We start from the raw sequence: 21,184 nt of genomic DNA, 5'->3' as shown, positions 1-21,184 counted from the left end.
ATAGAAGATGGCCAAAGCTTCTAGCAGCGCTTCACGCGCACGCAAGAAAGTCAAAAAAAGCGTGTCGGACGGGATTGCTCACGTCCACGCTTCTTTTAACAACACGATCATCACCATTACTGACCGTCAGGGCAACGCATTGTCCTGGGCTACGTCGGGTGGCGCGGGCTTTAAAGGCTCTCGTAAATCCACGCCGTTTGCCGCGCAGGTTGCCGCTGAAACAGCCGGCCGTACTGCCATGGAATACGGTATTAAAAATCTTGAAGTTCGCATCAAGGGCCCCGGCCCAGGCCGTGAATCGTCTGTGCGTGCTCTGAATGCTCTGGGTATCAAGATCACCAGCATTGCAGACATCACACCGGTTCCGCATAACGGCTGCCGTCCGCCCAAGCGTCGTCGCATCTAAGGGGAAGCGAAGTGGCTCGTTATATTGGACCAAAATGCAAGCTCTCGCGTCGCGAGGGTACCGATCTGTTTTTGAAGAGCGCCCGTCGCTCGCTGGATTCCAAGTGCAAACTGGAATCGCGTCCTGGTCAGCACGGCCGCACCTCCGGTGCTCGTACGTCTGACTTCGGTCTGCAGCTGCGCGAAAAGCAAAAGCTCAAGCGTATGTACGGCGTGCTGGAAAAGCAATTCCGCAAATACTACGTTGAAGCTGACCGCCGCCGTGGCAACACCGGTGAAACGCTGATTCAATTGCTGGAATCGCGTCTGGACAACGTGGTGTACCGCATGGGTTTCGGCTCTACACGTGCTGAAGCTCGCCAGCTGGTTAACCACCGTGCTATCGAAGTCAACGGTCACACCGCTGACATCGCTTCCATGCTGATCAAGGCTGGTGACGTTGTTGCCGTCCGCGAAAAAGCTAAATCCCAAGGCCGTATCAAGGAATCCCTGGATCTGGCTACTGGCATTGGCTTGCCTCAGTGGGTGGAAGTTGACGCTGCCAAGCTGTCCGGCGTGTTCAAGCAAGCTCCCGATCGCGCTGATGTCGCTCAAGACATCAACGAATCGCTGGTTGTTGAGTTGTACTCGCGTTAATTTTGTACGCGAAGACCTCTTACGCAATGCAGTAATCGCAGGCCCACTTCCCGATTTTCGGCAAGTGGGCTTTGCGATACTATCCCGCTGGCTTTGCCAGTTTCCGTCAGCCTTATCGGTGTAACGAGCCGAGGGTATTGAAAAGGAAATCGAATGTCTCAAGGTTTTTTGAAACCCCGTTCCATCGAAGTTGAACCGATCAGCAAAAATCACGCCAAGGTGATCATGGAGCCTTTCGAGCGCGGCTACGGCCACACTCTGGGCAACGCACTGCGTCGTATCTTGCTGTCCTCCATGACCGGCTATGCACCGACTGAAGTGCAAATTACCGGTGTGGTGCACGAGTACTCCACGCTGCCAGGCGTGGGCGAGGACGTGGTTGATATCTTGATGAACCTGAAGGGCGTGGTCTTCAAGCTGCACAGCCGTGAAGAAGTCACCCTGATCCTGCGCAAAGAAGGCGCCGGCCAGGTTCTGGCTAGCGACATCGAATTGCCGCACGACGTTGAAATCATCAACCCCAATCATGTGATTGCCACCTTGACCGACGACGGCAAGCTGGAAATGCAGATCAAGGTTGAGCAAGGCCGTGGCTACGTGCCTGGTAACGTTCGTGCCCTGGCTGATGACCGCACCCACACGATCGGTCGTATCGTACTGGACGCGTCTTACAGCCCAGTGCGTCGTGTTAGCTACGCGGTCGAAAACGCCCGTGTGGAACAGCGTACTGACCTGGACAAGCTGGTTCTGGACATCGAAACCAACGGCGTGATCTCGCCCGAGGAAGCCGTTCGTCAGTCCGCTCGCATCCTGATGGATCAAATCTCCGTGTTTGCTGCTCTGGAAGGTGTGGGCGATGCCTACGAAGCCCCAGTACGTGGCGCTCCACAGATCGATCCTGTGTTGCTGCGTCCTGTCGACGATCTGGAACTGACTGTTCGTTCCGCAAACTGCCTGAAAGCCGAAAATATCTACTACATCGGCGATCTGATCCAGCGTACCGAAAACGAACTGTTGAAGACTCCAAACCTGGGCCGCAAGTCCTTGAACGAAATCAAGGAAGTGTTGGCTGCACGTGGTCTGACTTTGGGCATGAAGCTCGAAAACTGGCCACCACTGGGTCTTGAGCGTCCATAAGTAGTAAGCAAGACAGACGTTTCTTGGACGCCACTTACACTTTTTCTGGTGTTGTACACCCGCAAAAAGTGTGAGTGGCGGCTGAAAATGTGCTATTGTTTTGCGCTGTCCATCTGGTCCGCAGCTTAGCTGATAGAAGAACCGGATTTACGCATGTCGCATAAGCGGCGTGCCAATTAGATTCATTATTTAGGAAAATCATCATGCGTCACCGTCACGGTCTACGTAAACTGAATCGTACCAGCAGCCACCGTTTGGCCATGTTCCGCAACATGTCCGTGTCCCTGCTGACTCACGAAGCCATCAAAACCACCCTGCCTAAAGCTAAAGAGCTGCGCCGCGTGGTTGAGCCCCTGATCACTTTGGCTAAAAACCCAACCTTGGCAAACCGTCGTCTGGCTTTCGCCCGTCTGCGCGACCGCGATGCAGTGACCAAGCTGTTTGAAGTTTTTGGCCCACGTTACCAAGAGCGTAACGGCGGCTACACCCGCATCCTGAAAATGGGTTTCCGTCAGGGTGACAACGCTCCTATGGCATTCATGGAGCTGGTGGATCGTCCAGAAGTTCAGGAAGAAGCCGCTGCTGAATAAGCGCCGCTTGTTTCTACAGTAGTATTGAAAACGGACTCTCAGGAGTCCGTTTTTTTATTGGCCAGATACTTGCCAAAGTCATGGCAAGGCACTGTTATGCAAGGGTTTTTACCAGGGTTTGCCGGCTGCATAACTTTAAAGTTCAAATAATTGCAGGCAATTGATAAAACCGGCAGTGATCCGATAGTGGGCCTTGGGGCTGCTCCCTAAAATCTGCGCTATGTCAGCTTCGCCATGGTGGTGAGCTGTAAAGAACGACGATTTTCAGGAGACTGGCGATGGCACAGAATACATTGCTCACACACGATAAGTTTCTGCTGGGAACCTTTGCCACTAACTGCGGTGGTGGCATGACGGTATCGACCTTGCCGGATCGCTGGCAAGCTACGTGGGAAAACAATCTGAAGCTGGGCAAGCTGCTGGACGATGCTGGCATCGACTTCATGCTGCCTATCGCCCGTTGGATTGGTTACGGTGGCGAAACCGATTTCCACGGCTACGTACTGGAAACCGTCACCTGGGCGACTGCTTTGCTGGCCAATACTCGCAATATCAGCGTGTTTGCCACTGTGCACACGGTTGCTAACCACCCCGTGGTGATTGCCAAGCAAATCGCCACCATGGCCCAGATGAGCGGCAACCGGGTCGGTTTGAATATCGTGGCAGGCTGGAACAAACCTGAGTATGACGCCTTGGGTGTGAAGCTGCCTGATGATCATGAAACCCGCTACGGCTATGCGCAAGAATGGTTCGACCTGATCAAGAAGATCTGGCACCACGATGGCCGTTTTGATTGGGATGGCAAGTACTTCCAGGCCAAGGGTGTATACGGCAATCCCCGTCCTGAATTTGATCCGCCTATCTTTAATGCCGCCGGTTCTGGTCAAGGCCGTGAGTTTGCCAGCCGCAATGCCAACTTCCTGTTCACGCCCGCCATGGAGCTGGAGCGCTCCAGGAAAGAAGTGGCCGAGCTCAAGGCGCAGGGCCAAGCACAAGGTCGCAAGGTCGATGTGATGACGTTCTCGCACGTGGTTTGCCGTCCTACGGAAGCCGAGGCCAAGGCCGAGTGGGAACGCATCATGGGCAATATTGATAATGGTGCCGTGGATAATCTGATGAATTTGCAGTTTGCCCACGCTCATTCTTTCCCGCACGAGCTGCTGGAGCAGATTCGCGAGCGCATGGCGGCTGGCCACGGCGGTTTCCCGCTGGTGGGTACACCCGAGCAAGTGGCCGACGGTTTGTGTGCTCTGCACGAAGCCGGTTTCCGGGGAACAACCTTGTCCTTTGTGGACTATGTAAAGGAATTCCCTTATTTCCGTGATACTGTGCTGCCTTTGTTGCAGCAGCGTGGCATTCGCTAAGAGCGATCTGCTGGCTATCGGGCAGGCTTTGGTTTGCTCAGGGGGATAGCCAGTTCACATAAGCCACGCAGGCAGCACCGTCCTGATGACTGTGCTGCCCATAAGATTAGAAAAGGTGAATCATGCCTGTGGAATTGGCTTCCTTGCCGACAGACCAAGCGCTACACGTGCCTGGGGTTTCTGCCGAGCAGTTCAAACTTGCTATGCGCCATCTGGGTGGCACGGCCAATGTGATTACGGTCGAACACCAGGGCCAGCGCAGCGGCCTGACTGCGACTTCGGTGACCTCGGTAGCCGCAGATCCGGCAGAGGTGCTGGTCTGCGTGAATCAAAGCTCCTCGTCCTGGCCTTTGATGCGAGACAGTGGTCTGTTTGGTGTGAATATCCTGGGTGTCGAGCAGGCAGGCATGGCTTTGCAGTTTGCCGGTTTCAAAGGCGAGCAAGGCGATGCGCGTTATGCCGGGCACGATTGGCTGCGTACCGAGCACGGCATCTGGCTGGCTCGACAGGCTCCCGCCGCTTTGGCCTGCCAGATTGTGGAAGTAATTGAACGCCATAGCCACGCCTTGGTATTGGGCCGTGTGTTGCAGGTGCACCATGCCGAGCAGGAACAGGATTCGCCCTTGCTGTACTGGCAGGGACGTTTTGGCCGCTTTCAGGGCCAGTAAATCGGCGGGCTTGTTCTCCCTGGCTGGATGCCTGAGCTGGGCCTAGGGATAGTCTCGATGTTGCAGTGCGAGAGGCTGTGCCACACTAAGGCACAGCTTTTTTATCGCCTGTTGCGACGCTCATGACCACCATACTGAATCGCTATGCCCAGCTGCATTCGCAGGATGTGGACTGCGTTCAGCACTATATCTCCCAGGTTTTCTGCCCGCATAGTCTGACTTTGGCGGATACTCGTCAGCGCCTGAATGCACGCCTGTATCTACGCCAAGGCCAGGATGTGGCCTATGGTCGTTTGCGCTATGGAGCGCAGGTGCAGATTGCACCCCAGCCACTGGACGACTTCTATCTTTTGCAAATCCCCTTGTCGGGGCAAGAGCAGATTCATACGGCGCACGGACGTTTCGCGTCTACTTCGCGCTTGGCTTCCATCATTAGCCCGACTCAAGCCTTCAGCATGGAACATAGCCTGGAGGCCGATAAGCTGTTTGTGCGTATTGGACGCCAAGGGCTGGAGCGCCATTACCAAGATTATTTTGCCCAGCCCGTGCGCGGTCCGCTGGAGTTTCAGCCTTCCATTCCTCTGGATGCGCCCGGTGGGGCTAGTTTGCGCCGCTTGCTGGACTGGCAGTTTGCCGAAGTGTCGGATGGCACCTTGTTTGATCAGCCGCGCCAGGTGCGCCAGTTCGAGCAGACATTGATCTATGCCTTGTTCGAGCTGCATCAGCACAATCAGCCCACTCACAAGACCGCAGCAGTCTTGCCGCATGTTTTGCGAAGGGCCCTGGATTTCATGGAAAGCCAGACCGGCCAGCCCATCACCATTGGCGATATTGCCCAGGTGGCGGGTGTCAGCGTGCGCAGCCTGTATGCCGGGTTCCGAGAACATCTGGGTGTCGCACCGATGGCGCGTCTGAAGCAAATGCGCCTGGAAGCAGCCCGCCGATATTTGCAGGCAGGTGGCATGTCAGTCACCGAGGTGGCCCTGGCCTGTGGCTTTACCCACCTGGGGCAGTTCTCTGCTGACTATCGCCATCGCTATGGCGAGCGCCCGTCTGAAACATTAAGCGGCCTGAGTCGGCCCCGGTCCAGCATCTAAGCGCAGGCATCCGGCGCTACACTAAGGGCTCTGATTAGGAGCCCTGCATGTCCTCTGAGAATTCCTCCAGTTCCAAGCCCAAACTGGCTTTGACCTTGCCCGATCTGGATGCACAGCAACTGGTGCTGGTGCAGACCACGGTGCCCGATATGATGCTGGCCAAATATCTGGCTCATCACTTGGTTGAGGACGGAATTGCAGCTTGTGCGAACCTTGCGCCCGCCAGTTTGTCTATGTACATGTGGCAAGGGGAGTTACAGGGCGATGAGGAAATCACGCTGACTTTCAAAACCACAGTGGCCCGGCTACCGGAACTGGCAGTTCGCTTGCGGGAGCAGCATCCTTACGAGCTGCCCGAATTGATTGTGCTTCCGGTTGTTGGTGGTTTCACCGCTTATCTGGATTGGGTCCGCACCCAGACGCGTCCTGCGTGATTTCAGATAGCCCAGCCTAAAAAACCGGAATAGATTTGTGCCTTTGTCTTTGAAGCGTTCCCCGTTTTCCGCCCAGCGTCTTGGCGCGTGGTTTGCTGTTTTCTTTGTCTTGATGCTGGCTTGGCTGGCAACGCCGTTGACGGCACAGGCAGAAGAAGAGTTTCTGGACCCGGAGCAGGCTTTTGTACTGACTGCGGCTATGAGCCAAGCCGATCAGCTGGATATTCATTTCCAGATCGCGCCTGAATACTATATGTATCGCAAGCGTTTCGGGATCTCGACCGAGAAGGCTGAGCATTTGGGTACTCCCCAGCTTCCCGATGGCGAGAAGGTGTACGACCCTACTTTTGACGAAGTGATGGAGGTCTACCGCAACTCGGTCACCCTGCGCGTGCCCGTTCTAGCGGATAGCGCTATTGGCCAGGATCTGAAAATTGACGTGGTCAGCCAGGGGTGTGCGGATGCTGGCTTGTGCTATTCCCCCTCTACGCAAACCTTGACCTTGATTCCCACCGGACAGGGCTGGGAAGTGGCGGGCCCCTTTGGCGTCGTGTCGGTGCCTGCGCCGGGTGAGTCCACGGCTCAGAAAACAGACATGGCGGCAACGGCTGCTACGACTACAGCTGCCACTACAGGTGGTGTCGCGTCGGCGCTGAGCCTGAGTGATGTGGGCCTGGCCGATTACCTCAAGCAGGCTGGCTGGGGCCAGATTGTGCTGCTGAGCTTTGTGTTCGGCTTGCTGCTGTCCTTTACGCCTTGCGTCCTGCCGATGGTGCCGATTTTGCTGTCCATCATTGCTGGACGTAATCAGCCCGCGCCATCGCGTTGGCATGGTCTGAAAATGGCTTTTGCCTTTGTGCTGGGCTTGTCTCTGGTTTACACCTTGCTGGGTGTGGCGGCGGGTTTGCTGGGTGCCGGCTTGGCAAGCTGGTTGCAGAACCCGTGGGTTTTGGGCCTGTTCGCCCTGATCCTGGTGGTGCTGGCCTTGTCCATGCTGGATGTTTTTACGGTACAGGCTCCGGCGGCGCTACAAAATCGTTTGAATGAAACCATGAACCGTTTGCCGGGCGGGCAGATGGGTGGCGTGTTCCTGATGGGTATGCTGTCCGCGCTGATTGTCGGCCCTTGCGTGGCAGCGCCTCTGGCTGGCGTGCTGCTGTTTATCTCGCAGACGGGTGATGTGGTCCTGGGTGGCTCGGCTCTGTTTGCCTTGGCCTGGGGGTCGGGTGTCTTGCTGCTGATTGTGGGTGCGGGTTCGGGCAGTGTCTTGCCCAAGGCTGGTGCCTGGATGGAAAGCGTCAAGACCGCCTTTGGTGTCTTGTTGTTGGCTACCGCCTGGTGGATGGTCTCGCCCCTGATGTCCGGTACGATTGCCGTCTTTGGCTGGGTTGTCCTGGCTTTGTGGGCTGCTGCCTTGCTGGGCGCGTTCGGGCGCGGCACGGCTGCACGGACGCCTTGGTCGGGCTTGCGACAGGGTGTGGGCATGATGCTGGCGGTCTGGGCCATCATGATGATGATCAGCATTGCCCTGGGTCGCCCCAGTGTGATTCGCCCTCTGGAAGGGCTGAAATCGTCCGGTACGGTAGCCGCTGCGCAAAGCAAGGTGGAGTTTCAGCGTGTGAGCAGTTTGCAGGAGCTGGAAGAACGCCTGGCCAAGGCCACCCGCCCCGTGATGCTGGATTTCTACGCAGACTGGTGCGTGTCCTGCATTGAAATGGAGAATTTCACCTTTAGTGACCCAGCGGTCGCGCAGCGCATGGCACAGTTTGATTTGCTGCAGGTGGATGTGACGGCCAATACCCCTGAAGATAGGGAATTGCTGAAACATTTCCGTCTGTTTGGGCCCCCCGGCATCATGTTTTTTGATTCCAAGGGGCAGCAGCTGGAGCAACTGCGCGTGATCGGTTTTCAGGACGCCAGCCGCTTTTCCAAGGTGCTCGATGAGGTCCTGGCCGGTGCCTGAAGACTCTGATTTGCTCGAAATCGGGCTTATCAGGGCCTAACAGACGATAGATCGTCGCGTACACACAACAAAAAACGCAGCTCACGGGCTGCGTTTTTTGCGTTCTGATTGATGTGAATCAGCAGTTCTGTTCGCGCATCAGCTTGGCGGCTTCGATGGCGAAATAGGTCAGAATGCCGTCGCCACCCGCACGTTTGAATGCCAGCAGGGATTCCATCATGACCTTGTCGTGATCCAGCCAGCCGTTCTGTGCAGCAGCCTTGATCATCGCGTACTCGCCACTGACTTGGTAGGCGTAGGTTGGCATGCCAAAGGCGTCTTTCACGTCGCGCAGGATGTCCAGGTAAGGCAGGCCAGGTTTGACCATGACCATATCGGCGCCTTCGCGGATATCGGCCGCCACTTCGCGCAGGGCCTCGTTACGGTTGGCGGGGTCCATCTGGTAGGTGTTCTTGTTGGAACGCCCCAGATTGGCAGCCGAGCCTACCGCGTCGCGGAAGGGGCCGTAGAAGGCACTGGCGTACTTGGCCGAGTAAGCCATGATGCGCGTGTGGATGAACTGATCCTTGTCCAAAGCGGCGCGGATGGAGCCGATACGGCCGTCCATCATGTCGCTGGGGGCCACAATGTCCACGCCAGACTGAGCTTGTGTCTGAGCCTGACGGATCAGCATAGCCACGGTCTCTTCGTTCAGAATGTGGCCGGCTTCGTCCAGGATGCCGTCCTGGCCGTGGCTGGTGTAGGGGTCCAGGGCCACGTCAGTCAGCACGCCCAGCTCGGGGAACTGCTGCTTGAGCATGCCCACCACGCGGGGAATCAGGCCGTTCGGGTTGGCAGCTTCGCTGCCATCCGGCGTCTTCAGGGACGGGTCGATGGAAGGGAACAGGGACAGCACGGGGATGCCCAGCTCCAGACACTGTTCGGCCACGCGCATCAGTTCGTCAGGCGAATAGCGCATGACGCCTGGCATGGAGCCGACTTGCTCCTGAACTTTCTCGCCTTCACGCACAAAGACCGGGTAGATCAGGTCGTCGGTGGACAGGCGGTTTTCGCGCACCAGACGGCGGGAAAACTCGTCGCGGCGGTTACGGCGCAGGCGAGTGTTAGGAAAGTCGGCAGGAGGAATAAAACGAGTCATGGAACAACCTTCGGAGAAATCCAGTTTTCGATGCATTCGGTCGCTTCGGGCAAGCCGATACGATCAGTGGAGGAGAAGGGCAGCGCATGCAGGGCGCCAATTTCCCGGAGCTGGCGGCGTACTTCGGCCACCGCCTTGATACGTTGACCATAAGGCAGTTTGTCGGCCTTGGTCAAAAGCGCCAGGACAGGCTTGCCGGTCGGCGCAATCCAGTCGGCCAGGCGCATGTCCAGGTCGGTCACGCCGCGTCGGATGTCGATCAGCAACACAATGCCGGCAATCGAGGGACGGGTGGCCAGGTAGTCGCCCAGAATCTCGGCCCAGTCCTGCTTTTCGTGGCGCGCCACGGCGGCGTAGCCATAGCCGGGCAAGTCCACCAGGTGGCCCAGAAAGTCGCCCGGCGAGAGCGGATCGGGGATGCCGAACATATTGATCAGGCGTGTTCGTCCCGGCGTTTTACTGGAAAAAGCCAGTTTCCGTTGGTTGGCCAACACATTGATGGCGGAGGATTTGCCCGCATTGGAGCGCCCCACAAAACAGACCTCTGGAGGGCCGGGAGGAGGCAGCTGATCGATCTGAGCAGCTGAAATCGTGAAGTGAGCGCGGTGCAGTATCGACATGGTTGCAGCGTAATTCCATATTGGTTCAGCGCCTATTGTATAATCTCTCGATTTGAAACAGTAATGTCGTAGTCCACTGGGTACTGACCAGCGGCTTACGGTGGCTTTTGCGGGGCGCATGCGGCACCCCGATTGATTCGCGATTATCGAGGTCCAAATGAAGCGTGCGCTTTCCCGAGTCGTTATCGCAAGCAGCCTGACGATGGCTTGCTCTGTGGTTTTTACCGCTAACGTGGCCAATGCAGCTGGTCTGCCCAAGCCAGATGCCGCCAAAGGCGAGCAGCTCTACCTGCAAGGTGAGATGTCGCGTGGCGTGCTGGCCTGTGTGACCTGTCACGGGGATGGCGGCAACAGTATTATTCCGGTCAACCCGTCGCTGGCTCACCAGCCGTACGAGTACCTGGTCAAGCAGCTGCACGATTTCCGTGCCAAGGACGAAAAATCCTTGCCTTCCCGTCGTGGCCCTGAAGGCGCCAACAGCCTGATGGCCGCCATTGCGGCCGGCATGACCGAAGAAGATATGCAAAACGTGGCGTTTTACCTGTCGCAACAGGCCGTGAACTGGGAACAGGCTGCTAACGCTACCAAAGAAGACACCATGGAACGTGGCCAGAAGATCTGGCGCGGTGGTTTGCCCGAGCGCGGTGTAGCCGCCTGTGCCGCTTGCCACTCGCCTGATGGCGCTGGCATGCCCGGTCAGTTCCCTCGTCTGGCTGGCCAGCATCCTGCCTACATTGCCGAGCAGCTCAAACTGTTCCGCAGCGGCGACCGTGCCAATGGCCCCATGATGCATGACATCGCAGACCGCATGTCGGACGCCGACATTGCTGCCGTGTCGGATTTCGCAGCCGGCCTGCGTTAATCCAATCAGTCCAAGGGGGCCATCGGCCCCCTGACTGTCTGAAGCCTGACATTCGCTTGTGGCCCCAGCTTCCTCTGATGGTCGTGGCGGTTTGGGTGCCTTAACACCGGGCAGTGCCGATTTGGGCCGGGTCTTGTGTTGGTGTTTTGTCCAGTAATCGAACTTTGTGCGCGTTCTGTGCTCAAAGTCTGGATGTTTCCGGTGAAACCCCCCACCTCCTAAGCTAGCCTTTGTGAAAAAAGTATCCCCCATACGTCGCTTTGCGGCCGATTTCCTGGAATTGCTCGGTTCGATGCGCTTTGCCATCAGCTTGCTGATGTTCATCTGCGTAGCCAGCCTGATCGGTACTGTTCTGGCGCAAAATCAGCCCGCTAATACGTATATTGATCAATTCGGTCCGTACTGGTTTGAATTGTTCGATCATTTCTCGATCTGGTCCATCTACAACAGTGGCTGGTTCATGGTCATCATGACGTTTCTGGTGGTTTCAACCACCCTGTGCGTCATCCGCAATGCTCCCAAAATGATCCGCGAAATGCGCACCTTCAAGGAGCATGTGCGCGGAGGTAGTCTGAAAGCCTTCCCCCATCGTGTGGAACTGGAAAGCGCCGGGACTCCCGAACATAATCGCGAGCAGGTGCAAGGCTGGTTGCAGTCCCAGGGTTACGCGGTGCGCGTGCGCAAGGACGACGATGGCAGCATGATGATGGCGGCCAAAAAGGGCAGCGCCAACAAGCTGGGTTACATCTTTGCTCACCTGGCGATTGTGGTGATCTGTGTGGGCGGTCTGCTCGACAGCGAATTGCCCGTGCGCCTGCAGGTGTGGCTGGGCGGCAAACAGCCCATTACTGAAAACATGCTGATTTCCCAGGTGCCCGAATCAGGCAGGCTGGGCTTGGGCAATCCCAGCTTCCGCGCCAATATGCTGGTGCCTGAGGGGGCCCGTACTGCCACTGCCGTGGTCAACTCCGGTGAGGGCGTTCTGATTCAACCTCTGCCGTTTGCGCTGGAACTCAAGCGCTTCCTGGTGGAGTACTACTCCACCGGCATGCCCAGCAGCTTCAAGAGTGAAGTGGAAGTTACCGATCCCGCCACGGGCGATACTTTCGAGCGCACTATCGAGGTGAACGAACCCTTGCGTTACAAGGGCGTCACCGTCTACCAGTCCGGCTTTGATGATGGTGGCAGTATTCTCAGCCTGAAGGGTTACCCCTTGGTAGGCCCTGGCTCCAAGACCTTTGCGCTAAATGGCAAAGTGGGCGAAACCGTGGGCATTGCGGCCCAGGAAAGCCCCAACGAGCATGCGTTGACGGTTCAGCTGACCGAGCTGCGCCCCATCAACGTGGAAAACCTGACCGAAGGTGATCCTCAGCCCAAGGCCATGATTGAACACGTGGCCGCTGTGACTGGTAGCGCTGCCAACAAGAAAGATCAGAACCTGAAGAACGTCGGCCCCAGCGTGAACTATCGCTTGATCGACGACCAAGGCCAGTCCCGCGAGTTTGTGAACTATATGCTGCCTGTGGAGCTGGACGGCACCTTGGTGTTCCTGGCGGGGATGCGTTTCTCGCCTGCCGAACCGTTCCGCTATGTGCGTTTCCCGGCTGACGACAAGGGTTCCTTGAAAGAATTCATGGATTTGCGTGCGGCGACGCAGAACGAGGCCCTGGTGAGCCAGGCAGCCGAGCGTTTTGCCGAACGTAATTCTTCTTCGCCTGAGCAAAAAGAGTTGATGCTCTCCGCTTCCAGGACCGCTTTGCAGACTTTTGTGCGTGCCGGTTTTGATGGTTTGATCAGCCGTGTCCCCGAAGCCGAGCGCGAGCGTATTCTGGGTTTTGCAATTCCCATGATTCAGTTCACACTGTCGGAATTGCGTGATTTGCTCAGGCAGCAACAAGGTTTGCCAGAGCTGGATTACAGTCAGGAAAATAGCGATGCCAATCGCTGGATTCAGTCTGCTGTACTGGCGTTTGCCAACCTGCCTGACTACCCGGCACCTGTTATGTTGACCTTGGACAGCTTTGAGCAAGTTCAGGCCAGCGTATTTCAGGTGGCGCGCAGCCCAGGCATGTACATTGTGTACCTGGGTTGTCTGTTTCTGATTATTGGCGTGTTCTCGATGTTCTACATCCGGGATCGCCGCGTGTGGGTCTGGATTCGCCCTCACAACCAAGGCAGCAGTGTAATGGCTGCCATGACATCTCAACGTCGCAACATGGACTTTAACCTCGAGTTTGATCGCCTGAAAGCGGCGTTCAACCGGCTATCTGTCTGACAAGGTGTAGCTACTATGGCGCAGACCCTTTCTTCGGCCACTCCAACAATGTGGCAAGACAATATCGCTTCCAGTGGTGACCGGCGCGGTATCCGTGGCCGTCCGGACTGGTCGGATGTGCTGTTTCTGGTGGTGCTGGCTTTGGGTGCGGCGTATGCGCTCAATGTGTACAGCACCAGCATGGATTACTACGAGAAGATCATTCTGGTGGCGTTCGTGCCGTTTGTGGCCTGGCTGGGGTGGTTGTGGCGTCCGCTACGCACGCTGCTGGTGTTGTCTGGTCTGACGGCTTTGCTGGCGGTCTGGCTGTATAGCACGGGCGATGGTCTGGGCACCGGAGATATTGAAAAGGCCGATTCTGTTTTTCTGCTGAAGTATTTGTTCTCGTCCCAGTCCGCTATTTTGTGGATGTGCGCGCTATTCATTCTGGCTACGGTGATGTACTGGGCTGGTTTTTTCAGCAATACGGCAGCCTGGATGGGTTCGGGGCTGACCTGGGCGGCGATTTATGCCGGGATGACCGGTTTGCTGGTGCGCTGGCGTGAAGGCCACCTGTTAGGTCCCGATATTGGGCATATCCCCGTCAGCAATTTGTATGAAGTGTTTGTGCTGCTGGCGCTGATTACCGCCTTGTTCTATATGTATTACGAGCGTCGTTACAACACGCGTGCCTTGGGTGGTTTTGTGCTGTTGGCGATCAGTTCGCTGGTTATTTTTCTGCTGTGGTATTCCTTCACACGTGATGCGCATCAGATTCAGCCTTTGGTGCCTGCGCTGAAAAGCTGGTGGATGAAGCTGCACGTGCCGGCCAACTTTATTGGTTACGGTACGTTCTCTTTGGCCGCCATGGTGGGCTTTGCGTATCTGGTGAAGGAAAATGGCGAGACGCGTTCGCGTGCCAAGCTGATTCCGGTGTTCTTGCTGGGTGCGATTCTGTGTGCCGAGCCCATGATTTTTGGTTCGCGCGAGTTGTCGCCTACCTGGATGCTATATTTCGGTATCGGTAGTGTGATCGTGGGTACGATTTTGTATTTCCGTGGTCCGATTTCGCGCAAGCTGCCTTCGCTGGAGGTGCTTGATGACATCATGTACCGGGCGATTGCGGTGGGTTTTGCCTTCTTTACGGTGGCGACGGTATTGGGGGCTTTGTGGGCCGCTGATGCCTGGGGCACGTACTGGCAGTGGGACCCGAAAGAGACTTGGGCTTTGATTGTGTGGCTGAACTATGCGGCCTGGTTGCACTTGCGTTTGCTTAAAGGTCTGCGTGGCACGATGGCGGCGTATTGGGCGCTGGGTGGTCTGCTGATTACCAGCTTTGCGTTCCTGGGCGTGAATATGTTCTTGTCGGGGCTGCATTCTTACGGGGAGCTGTAAGTTTTTTTGCTGTTCTGAGGTGCTTGTGTTTGGGCTTCGGAATGGTGGTTTTTGAATTGGGAAACCCGAGTTTGGCTGGATGCCGGACTCGGGTTTTTTTGTGGTTGCTTGTTTGGGGTGTTTGGTGGGGAGGTCTTTGTAGGGGAGATAAGCGCTGGGAGACGCCGCTGGTGTGCTGGGCGGGGGTGGCGGGGCTTGAGCGCTTGCCGGTGCTGCGCACCGGTGCCCTGGTCAGAAGATCGCGTAGGGCGCATCCTGAACTTGTATGGTTAAGTTGTCGGGGTGGAGGGACATCCTGAACGATCGGCCAATGCCGGACCGACACCGCGAGAACTCTCCCGCCCCACCCATCACCGTCGATAAGGAACTGAGCGGCGCCGTTCATCGAACCGCGACCGCCGATCTGAACGCAAGTCAACGAGCCGGATGGCGTACACCCCGACGTTACTCATTGTGCGCTTTGGAGGTGCTCCCATGCAAACGACTGTGCTTTATATCGGTGCTGATGTTGCCAAGGCTGAGCTGGTCATCAGCGTAGCGGGCCAACGGCCCTGCATCATTGCCAACACGACGACTGGCATTACCCGTTGGTTAAAGACAGTGTCAGAACACGCGCTAATTGCCATGGAGTCAACGGGCAATTACCACGCCTTACTGGCCCAGTTGGCTTATCTGCATGGCTTGACGGTCTATATCTTGAACGCGCGTGATGTCTTTTACTATGCACGAGCCTTAGGCAGCCGGGCCAAGACCGATAATATTGATGCAGAGGTCATTGTCCGCTACCTGCAAGAGCATCAATCCAGCCTGCAAGCTTGGCAACCGCTCACCCCCGAGCAACAACAGTTGCGTCAACTGTTGTCTCGTCGCGCTCAAGTGATCACTCACCAGAGCGCTTTACGCCAGGCCTTTACCGACGTGGATCTATCAGGTGTCGATACCCAAGCGTTACAACATGGATTTGATGTTGTGCTGGCCTCAATGGATCAACAAATACAGCATTTGATTGCGAACGACCCGCAGCTCGAACAGGGATATCAACGTTTGCGTAGTGTGAGTGGCATCGGTCAACAGACAGCGGCCTTGTTGACCGAACTGCTCAATCGTATTCCCTTTGCCAATGCGGATGCCTTAGTCGCGTATAGCGGGCTCGATCCCCGACCCAACGACTCAGGGACCAAGCGAGGGCGTCGTCGTATCAGCAAGCGTGGGCCGGCTTTGCTGCGCCGACAACTGTATTTGGCAGCGATGTCGGCCTGCCGCAGTGCGGCATGTAAACCGTTGTATGAAGCGTATCGTGCCCGAGGCCTGGCGGGCACAGAATCGATTGTGATTCTGGCTCGTAAGTTGCTGCGCATTGCATATGCCGTGTGGAAAAGTGGACAAGCCTTTGACCCGTCCAAACTATCGCCTAAAACAGCTTGACCCAAACCATAGAACCTCGCACGATAGTTTGTCCCCCGTACATGGACGCCCCTGTTTTGCCAAGCACTCACTTCATGTTGGACAGTGGGTCGAGATTGCACCCGTACATCCGGACTTGATTGCCGCGTCAGCGGCGGTCCCTGATGGGTTCTGCTGGTTGGTGCCTCAATCGGACAAGCGCACTGCTTAGTGCCTGGGGGACATCGGGTTTAACCAACCACGGTCTGACCTATCTTGCCATCATGTCGTGTTTGCCTGAGCAATCGGGAGAAGGGTTAATAGTGGCTTTTAAGGGGAAGCTCAGTCCAGCCTGACTATGAGCCGTCAGGCGTGTAGTCAGGCTGGAAGGTTCGTTGATTGGCCAGTAACGCCCAGACGATACGGGCATTTTTGTTGGCTAATGCAACAGCCGCTACGTTAGCGTGAGATCGCTGCAAGAGTCGTTGTAGCCAACCGGTGGGCTCTGCGGCTTGCCGTGCACGATAGATCACCGCTCGAGCGCCATGAATTAACAAGGTACGTAGATATTGATCTCCTCGTTTGCTGATTCCCAGGAGCACGGACTTGCCACCACTGGAGTGCTGCTTGGGCACTAAGCCTAGCCACGCCGCTAACTGTCGGCCATTGGTGAAGTTTTTGGCATCGCCGATCGTGGCAACCAAGGCACTGGCGGTGATCGGGCCAATGCCCGCAACTTTCTCAAGTCGGCAGCTCGCTTCATTGGCCTTATGCCAGGCTTTAATCTGCCGCTCCAACTCATGGACCTGTTTATCCAGCTCTTTTAAGTGATCCAGGAGCCGGAGTATGAGTAATCGAAATGAGCCCGTCAGCTCCTGATTCGCCTGCTCGAGTAGCGCAGGGACACGTGTATGCAGGTGAGAGATTCCCTGTGGGACGATCAGCCCGAACTCAGCCAGTAATCCGCGGATCTGATTGGCCTGTGCGGTCCGTGCCCGTACGAACCCTTGTCGAGCCCGGTGCAAGGCCAAGACGGACTGTTGTTCGATATTTTTGATCGGTACAAACCGCATGTTAGGCCGAGCCACTGCCTCGCAGATGGCTTCGGCATCAGCAGCATCGTTCTTGTTGGTTTTAACGTAGGGTTTAACAAACTGAGGGGCAATCAAGCGTACGGTATGCCCGAACGATTCTAATTTACGGGCCCAATGATGCGCACTTCCACATGCTTCCATGCCAATCAGGCAGACCGGTAAGGTGGCGAAGAACGTGGCCATCTGGTCGCGTTTGAGCTGTTTTCTTAACACGGTTTTGCCTTGTTCATCGACGCCGTGCAGTTGAAAGACTTGCTTTGCCAGATCGATACCTAGTGTCGTAATCTTCATGATGGACGCCTCGCTCGGTTCAAGTGGTTGGTGATACGCCCACTTTGGCACATAGGATGCCGGTGCGGGTAGGGGCGTCCATCCCATTGGACAAACTATAAGCGCCGTGCTCAAACAGCAGGATGCTTGCATCCCTACGCGATCTTCTGCCTGCGGCAAGCACTCTGAATCGCCCCGACACCCCCGCCCAGCACACCAGCGGCTCACAGTGGTTATCTATGTCGCCCCTGACTTTGGAACTAGGCGGGCGGTGGGTGGGTTTCTGGCTGAGTGTGATTGTGGTTTCTGGGGCAGGTGTTGATCGGAAGCGTGTTGTATCGAGGTGGCTCGGCCTAGTCATAGCCAGACTCAGGTGAAGACCTAGACCTAGACCTGGAACTAGATCTAGATCCAAACCCAAACCCAAACCCAAACCCAAACCCAAACCCAAACCCAAACCCAAACCCAGACCCCAGACCGTCAAAGCCGAAGCTAGCGGGATGTCTGTATCGACCCTCTGTTCTATTTATTGCTTCTGCCTTAGGTGTGCGTCTGCACTTGGAGCGGTAACCGGTTCGAAATGCAAAATTTAGAGTTGGGTATCACGCGATAGTAAGTGAAGCGAAGGGGCCATATGACTCAGGGCTCTGATATGGCTTGGCTGGGTGTTGTGGGGTGATGGCAATGGCATTAGGAAAGCATTTATAGCTTCCACATGGCATTTGAGGCGAGTGCGCGTCGGCTGGTGACGGAGGCTCTGTTATTTGCCACCCGAGCCTTCTATGGGGCTTGGGTGGCTATTTGTTTACATGGCTGGCGGGAATTTATCTTGCGATTCGATCAGGAACTGGCGGGCTGCCGGGTCGTTGACCAGGTCGGGCATGGCTTTGGCCTTGAGCAGGTCTGCCGGGGTGCAGGCTTTGGAGATGATGAAGCCTTGCACGTAGTCCACGCCCAGTTCTTGCAGGGCTTTCAGGGTGGGGACGTCTTCTACCCATTCGGCGATGCTGATCATGCCCAGGTTGTTGGCCAGTTCGACGATGGTGCGCACGATGGCGACATTGGTCTCTTTTTTGAGCATGTCGCAGATCAGGGCGCCGTCGATTTTGATGGCGTCGGCAGGCAGTTCGCGCAGGTAGGAGAAGGAGGTGTAACCGGCTCCAAAGTCATCCAGTGCGATGCGTACGCCCATTTGTTGCAGACGTCGCATGAAGTTGCGGGTGTGCTCCAGGTCGTCCAGGGCGACGCCTTCGGTGATCTCTACACACAGGCGGCGAGCCAGGTGTTCAAAGCGGGCCAGGATGTCAAAGAACCACTGGATGAAGGTGTCGTCGTTCAGCGACACGCCGCTCAGGTTGATGGTGACCCATTGGGTTTTGCTTAGCTGTGCTTCGTGTTTGGACATCCACTCCAGCGTGGCCGAGAACACCCATTTGTCGATGATGGTAATGGTGCCGCTTTCTTCGGCTGCGGCAATGATGCGGCCGGTGGGGATGAGCTGGCCGGAGGAGTCTCGCACACGCAGTAGCGCCTCGAAGTTCAGGCTGTCCATGGGGCGGCGCAGGGCGGCGATGGGCTGCATTTCCAGATACAGCGCGCGTGATGAACCACCTTCCAGCTCTTCGAACAGGCGCAGTTCTTCAGCGTGTTCCTGCAGGGCGTTGGAGTCCTGCTCGTAGATGATCATGTCCTGGTGCAGGCGGCGGGCGTCGCGGGCGGCTCGGCTGGCGGCGGAGATGGCCTCTTGCGGAGCCATGCCGGGCGCAACTTCGACCAAGCCCAATGTACTGCGCAGGTTGAAGCTGCGGTTGCCGGCCAGCAAAGGGTTTTTGTTCAGTGATTCCAGCACGCTATTGGCCAGCTCTCGTGCTTGTTCGGGTTCGCAGTCTTCGAAGATGATGACAAATTCGTCGCTGCCGATGCGGCCGATTTTGTCTTTGCTGCGCAGGACCGATTCCAGTTGTTCGCAGACTTTCAGCAGCAGGGCGTCGCCCGAGGAGTGGCCAAAGGTGCCGTTCACATATTTGATGTGATTCAGGTCCAGGTAGGCCAGCAGGCAGGGTTTGTCGTCCTGGCTGCGGCTGAGCAGGCCGTCCAGTGCTTTTTCAATACCACGCTGGTTCAGGACATTGGTGACCGGATCGTTGTCGGCCATCAGACGCAGTTGGCGGTAGGTCTCGGCGCGGGCGGTGATGTCTTGCAGCGAGCCTTCTATGCTCTGGTTGACGATGGCAACGCGCAAGGCGAATTGGCACGGCTGTGCATTGCTGTCGTAGTGGGTGATGGTGACATCCTGGCCATTCTGAGTGCTTTGTGCGACGGCCTTCCAGTCCTGCTCAGGGAAGAAGTCTGTCCAGTAAATGGTGTTTTCACTTGGGTCTGCGTCTATGTTGAGCATGCGGCTCAGCATGGGGCTGATACGCTGAAAGACACCGGATTCGTTCAGGGTGAACATGCCGACGGGGGTCAGCAGGTAGTGGGCCATCAGCTCGTTACGGGCGCGCAGGGATTCGCTGCGGTCTTCTCGCAGGCGTTCACCCACGGCCAGAGCCACCATCAGGTTGGAGAGCAGGAAGGCGATGACGCCGTTGAAGTTCTCCACGAAGCTGGAACGACCAAAAGCCACCAGGAAAATGGCTGAAATCAGCATGCACAAGGCCATGCTCAGCAGCACCAGTTGCCACAGCAGAATGCGCGAGCGGGTATGCAGGAGGATAGATAGCAGCACGGCAGAGACGCAGCACAGCGCGTAAATGGTGCTGATCCACATGACAGGCTGGAACACCGAGGCTGGGGCCAGCAGGGACACGGGCAGCAGGATCAGGCCCAGTATGCCCACCGTAGGCAGCAAGCGTTGCAGGCGGGCGGTGGTGATGGAGTTGCCCAGCAAGACGGTGAACAGGGAGTAGCTCAGGATGAAGTAGCAGGCGATGGTGACCTGACGTAGCGCAGGCATGTACTGCGAGGGCAGCATCTGGCCCAGCCATTGCGTGTCCCAGCCCATGGCCATGGAACCCAAGCGCAGGTTGCCAATCAGCCAGACCGACAGCAGCAGGTAGATCCAGGCCCGGTTGGTGGCGGCCAGTACCAGCATGAACATGGCCATGGTCAGCAAACCGCCTTCCAGCAGCCCTATACCGCGGCTAAGGCGAATGGATGAGTTGCTGATGTCCGCTCTGGCCCAGAGTTGGGCTTGCAAGAGAGTCGGGCGGGAGGTGTCGACACGGCACAGAATGGTGTCAGGATGGTTCGCCTGGCCCAGTTCCAGGGTGTAGCTTTTGACCGGCGCCGGTGACAGGGGAGCAGGCGGGTCCAGTTCGCTATCGCGCAGGGTCTTGCCGCTACGGGCATCTTGACAGTGCAGCGAGGAAATCGGAGAGGCGGGAAAGTGCAGGACTTGTTCTTGCTGGGGGAAGGGAGCAGGCAGGGTCAGCAGGAGCCAATGGGGCTCGCTCAGGTGCAGCCGTTGCCGGGACGGCGCATTTCTCAATCGCGTCAGTAACTCTGGATCCGCATGTTCTTGCTGACTGGCGAGTGCCTGAATGCTTAAGCTTTGACCGGGGGCCGTAGGGTAGCGATTCGGCAGGAACAACAATGCCCATAAAGTGAGCATGATCAGAAACAAAGGGATGACGTAAAGACTCAAGCCGCGAATCAGGCGTTCGCTAGCCGATGTAACGGGCTCAAAGCCGTGTGTCGGTATCCCTGGGGTGGTCATGATGGTGGTACAGCCTCCAGCGCTTACCATCGAACTGTCTGGCCACTGACAGCGAAATCTGTGCTTTCCCGGCTAGGACGCAACAGGCCGGGACTGCTTTGCCTGCTGATGGCAGTGCAGTCCCGGCCTGTTTTACGGTCAGATTCGAGAGTTCTT

General features: G+C 56.7%; 17 protein-coding genes. 13 read left to right on the top strand and 4 right to left on the bottom strand.

Annotated elements, in window-relative coordinates; translation table 11 throughout:
• Positions 1–7: 7 nt before the first annotated feature.
• The 9 genes from rpsK (at position 8) to dsbD (ending at position 8,294) form a co-directional block, all read left to right on the top strand.
• Positions 8–406 (top strand): 30S ribosomal protein S11, encoded by a 399-nt coding sequence (rpsK, locus tag CPY64_RS17010; RefSeq protein WP_003805343.1) that lies wholly within the window; start codon positions 8–10, stop codon positions 404–406.
• Between the two features lie 11 nt (positions 407–417).
• Positions 418–1,041 (top strand): 30S ribosomal protein S4, encoded by a 624-nt coding sequence (gene rpsD / locus CPY64_RS17005; RefSeq protein ID WP_042489396.1) that lies wholly within the window; start codon positions 418–420, stop codon positions 1,039–1,041.
• A gap of 153 nt (positions 1,042–1,194) precedes the next feature.
• A complete protein-coding gene (locus CPY64_RS17000) occupies positions 1,195–2,178 on the top strand; it encodes a DNA-directed RNA polymerase subunit alpha (RefSeq protein ID WP_003805337.1) in 984 nt (327 codons plus the stop codon).
• Positions 2,179–2,381: 203 nt separating this feature from the next.
• Positions 2,382–2,768: a 50S ribosomal protein L17 gene (rplQ, locus tag CPY64_RS16995; protein ID WP_003805334.1), complete on the top strand. Its 387-nt coding sequence runs from the start codon at positions 2,382–2,384 to the stop codon at positions 2,766–2,768.
• 278 nt (positions 2,769–3,046) lie between these two features.
• Complete coding sequence (locus CPY64_RS16990) at positions 3,047–4,132, top strand: LLM class flavin-dependent oxidoreductase (RefSeq protein WP_042489393.1); 1,086 nt, start codon at positions 3,047–3,049, stop codon at positions 4,130–4,132.
• A 122-nt stretch (positions 4,133–4,254) separates the two neighbouring features.
• The gene (locus CPY64_RS16985; protein WP_042489391.1) at positions 4,255–4,800 is read left to right on the top strand and encodes a flavin reductase family protein; all 546 of its coding nucleotides are present in this window, start codon (positions 4,255–4,257) and stop codon (positions 4,798–4,800) included.
• 122 nt (positions 4,801–4,922) lie between these two features.
• A complete protein-coding gene (locus CPY64_RS16980) occupies positions 4,923–5,897 on the top strand; it encodes an AraC family transcriptional regulator (protein ID WP_042489389.1) in 975 nt (324 codons plus the stop codon).
• Positions 5,898–5,944: 47 nt separating this feature from the next.
• Positions 5,945–6,331: a divalent-cation tolerance protein CutA gene (gene cutA, locus CPY64_RS16975; protein ID WP_080723862.1), complete on the top strand. Its 387-nt coding sequence runs from the start codon at positions 5,945–5,947 to the stop codon at positions 6,329–6,331.
• Positions 6,332–6,368: 37 nt separating this feature from the next.
• Positions 6,369–8,294 (top strand): protein-disulfide reductase DsbD, encoded by a 1,926-nt coding sequence (gene dsbD, locus CPY64_RS16970; protein WP_042489387.1) that lies wholly within the window; start codon positions 6,369–6,371, stop codon positions 8,292–8,294.
• Between the two features lie 118 nt (positions 8,295–8,412).
• On the opposite strand, the gene hemB is transcribed toward dsbD, so the two are convergent.
• Together hemB and yihA are read right to left on the bottom strand one after the other, a co-directional pair.
• Complete coding sequence (gene hemB / locus CPY64_RS16965; RefSeq protein WP_042489385.1) at positions 8,413–9,432, bottom strand: porphobilinogen synthase; 1,020 nt, start codon at positions 9,430–9,432, stop codon at positions 8,413–8,415.
• On the bottom strand, positions 9,429–10,052 hold the full coding sequence (gene yihA / locus CPY64_RS16960; protein ID WP_042489383.1) for a ribosome biogenesis GTP-binding protein YihA/YsxC: 624 nt from the start codon (positions 10,050–10,052) through the stop codon (positions 9,429–9,431). The genes hemB and yihA overlap by 4 nt, the downstream gene beginning before the upstream one ends.
• A 157-nt stretch (positions 10,053–10,209) precedes the next feature.
• On the opposite strand from yihA, the gene CPY64_RS16955 reads away from it, so the two are divergent.
• From CPY64_RS16955 to CPY64_RS16940, 4 genes are all read left to right on the top strand, one after another.
• A complete protein-coding gene (locus CPY64_RS16955) occupies positions 10,210–10,914 on the top strand; it encodes a c-type cytochrome (RefSeq protein ID WP_042489382.1) in 705 nt (234 codons plus the stop codon).
• Positions 10,915–11,146: 232 nt separating this feature from the next.
• Positions 11,147–13,189: a cytochrome c biogenesis protein ResB gene (locus tag CPY64_RS16950; protein WP_042489379.1), complete on the top strand. Its 2,043-nt coding sequence runs from the start codon at positions 11,147–11,149 to the stop codon at positions 13,187–13,189.
• 15 nt (positions 13,190–13,204) lie between these two features.
• Positions 13,205–14,563 (top strand): c-type cytochrome biogenesis protein CcsB, encoded by a 1,359-nt coding sequence (gene ccsB, locus CPY64_RS16945; RefSeq protein WP_026484812.1) that lies wholly within the window; start codon positions 13,205–13,207, stop codon positions 14,561–14,563.
• A 474-nt stretch (positions 14,564–15,037) separates the two neighbouring features.
• Positions 15,038–15,988, top strand: a complete 951-nt coding sequence (locus CPY64_RS16940) for an IS110 family transposase (RefSeq protein WP_042489577.1) — start codon at positions 15,038–15,040, stop codon at positions 15,986–15,988.
• Between the two features lie 314 nt (positions 15,989–16,302).
• Here CPY64_RS16940 and CPY64_RS16935 read toward each other — a convergent pair whose 3' ends face one another.
• Positions 16,303–17,331, bottom strand: a complete 1,029-nt coding sequence (locus CPY64_RS16935; RefSeq protein WP_042489560.1) for an IS110 family RNA-guided transposase — start codon at positions 17,329–17,331, stop codon at positions 16,303–16,305.
• A gap of 784 nt (positions 17,332–18,115) precedes the next feature.
• Positions 18,116–21,028 carry a putative bifunctional diguanylate cyclase/phosphodiesterase gene (locus tag CPY64_RS16925; protein WP_226791414.1) on the bottom strand — a complete coding sequence of 971 codons (2,913 nt, stop codon included), beginning with the start codon at positions 21,026–21,028 and terminating at the stop codon, positions 18,116–18,118.
• Positions 21,029–21,184: the final 156 nt, after the last annotated feature.

The sequence above is a fragment of the Alcaligenes faecalis genome, from assembly GCF_002443155.1.
In the GTDB taxonomy this organism is placed as follows: Bacteria; Pseudomonadota; Gammaproteobacteria; order Burkholderiales; family Burkholderiaceae_B; genus Alcaligenes; species Alcaligenes faecalis.
The sequence above is the reverse complement of the archived record's forward strand: the minus strand, read 5'-3'. Positions and strand labels throughout refer to the sequence as shown.

Coding starts and splice junctions, on each gene's coding strand:
- CPY64_RS16935 (WP_042489560.1), bottom strand. CDS start 17,331: ATGAAGATTACGACACTAGGTATCGATCTGGCAAAGCAAGTCTTTCAA.
- CPY64_RS16985 (WP_042489391.1), top strand. CDS start 4,255: ATGCCTGTGGAATTGGCTTCCTTGCCGACAGACCAAGCGCTACACGTG.
- CPY64_RS16940 (WP_042489577.1), top strand. CDS start 15,038: ATGCAAACGACTGTGCTTTATATCGGTGCTGATGTTGCCAAGGCTGAG.
- hemB (WP_042489385.1), bottom strand. CDS start 9,432: ATGACTCGTTTTATTCCTCCTGCCGACTTTCCTAACACTCGCCTGCGC.
- rplQ (WP_003805334.1), top strand. CDS start 2,382: ATGCGTCACCGTCACGGTCTACGTAAACTGAATCGTACCAGCAGCCAC.
- CPY64_RS17000 (WP_003805337.1), top strand. CDS start 1,195: ATGTCTCAAGGTTTTTTGAAACCCCGTTCCATCGAAGTTGAACCGATC.
- ccsB (WP_026484812.1), top strand. CDS start 13,205: ATGGCGCAGACCCTTTCTTCGGCCACTCCAACAATGTGGCAAGACAAT.
- rpsK (WP_003805343.1), top strand. CDS start 8: ATGGCCAAAGCTTCTAGCAGCGCTTCACGCGCACGCAAGAAAGTCAAA.
- CPY64_RS16980 (WP_042489389.1), top strand. CDS start 4,923: ATGACCACCATACTGAATCGCTATGCCCAGCTGCATTCGCAGGATGTG.
- CPY64_RS16955 (WP_042489382.1), top strand. CDS start 10,210: ATGAAGCGTGCGCTTTCCCGAGTCGTTATCGCAAGCAGCCTGACGATG.
- CPY64_RS16990 (WP_042489393.1), top strand. CDS start 3,047: ATGGCACAGAATACATTGCTCACACACGATAAGTTTCTGCTGGGAACC.
- cutA (WP_080723862.1), top strand. CDS start 5,945: ATGTCCTCTGAGAATTCCTCCAGTTCCAAGCCCAAACTGGCTTTGACC.
- yihA (WP_042489383.1), bottom strand. CDS start 10,052: ATGTCGATACTGCACCGCGCTCACTTCACGATTTCAGCTGCTCAGATC.
- CPY64_RS16925 (WP_226791414.1), bottom strand. CDS start 21,028: ATGACCACCCCAGGGATACCGACACACGGCTTTGAGCCCGTTACATCG.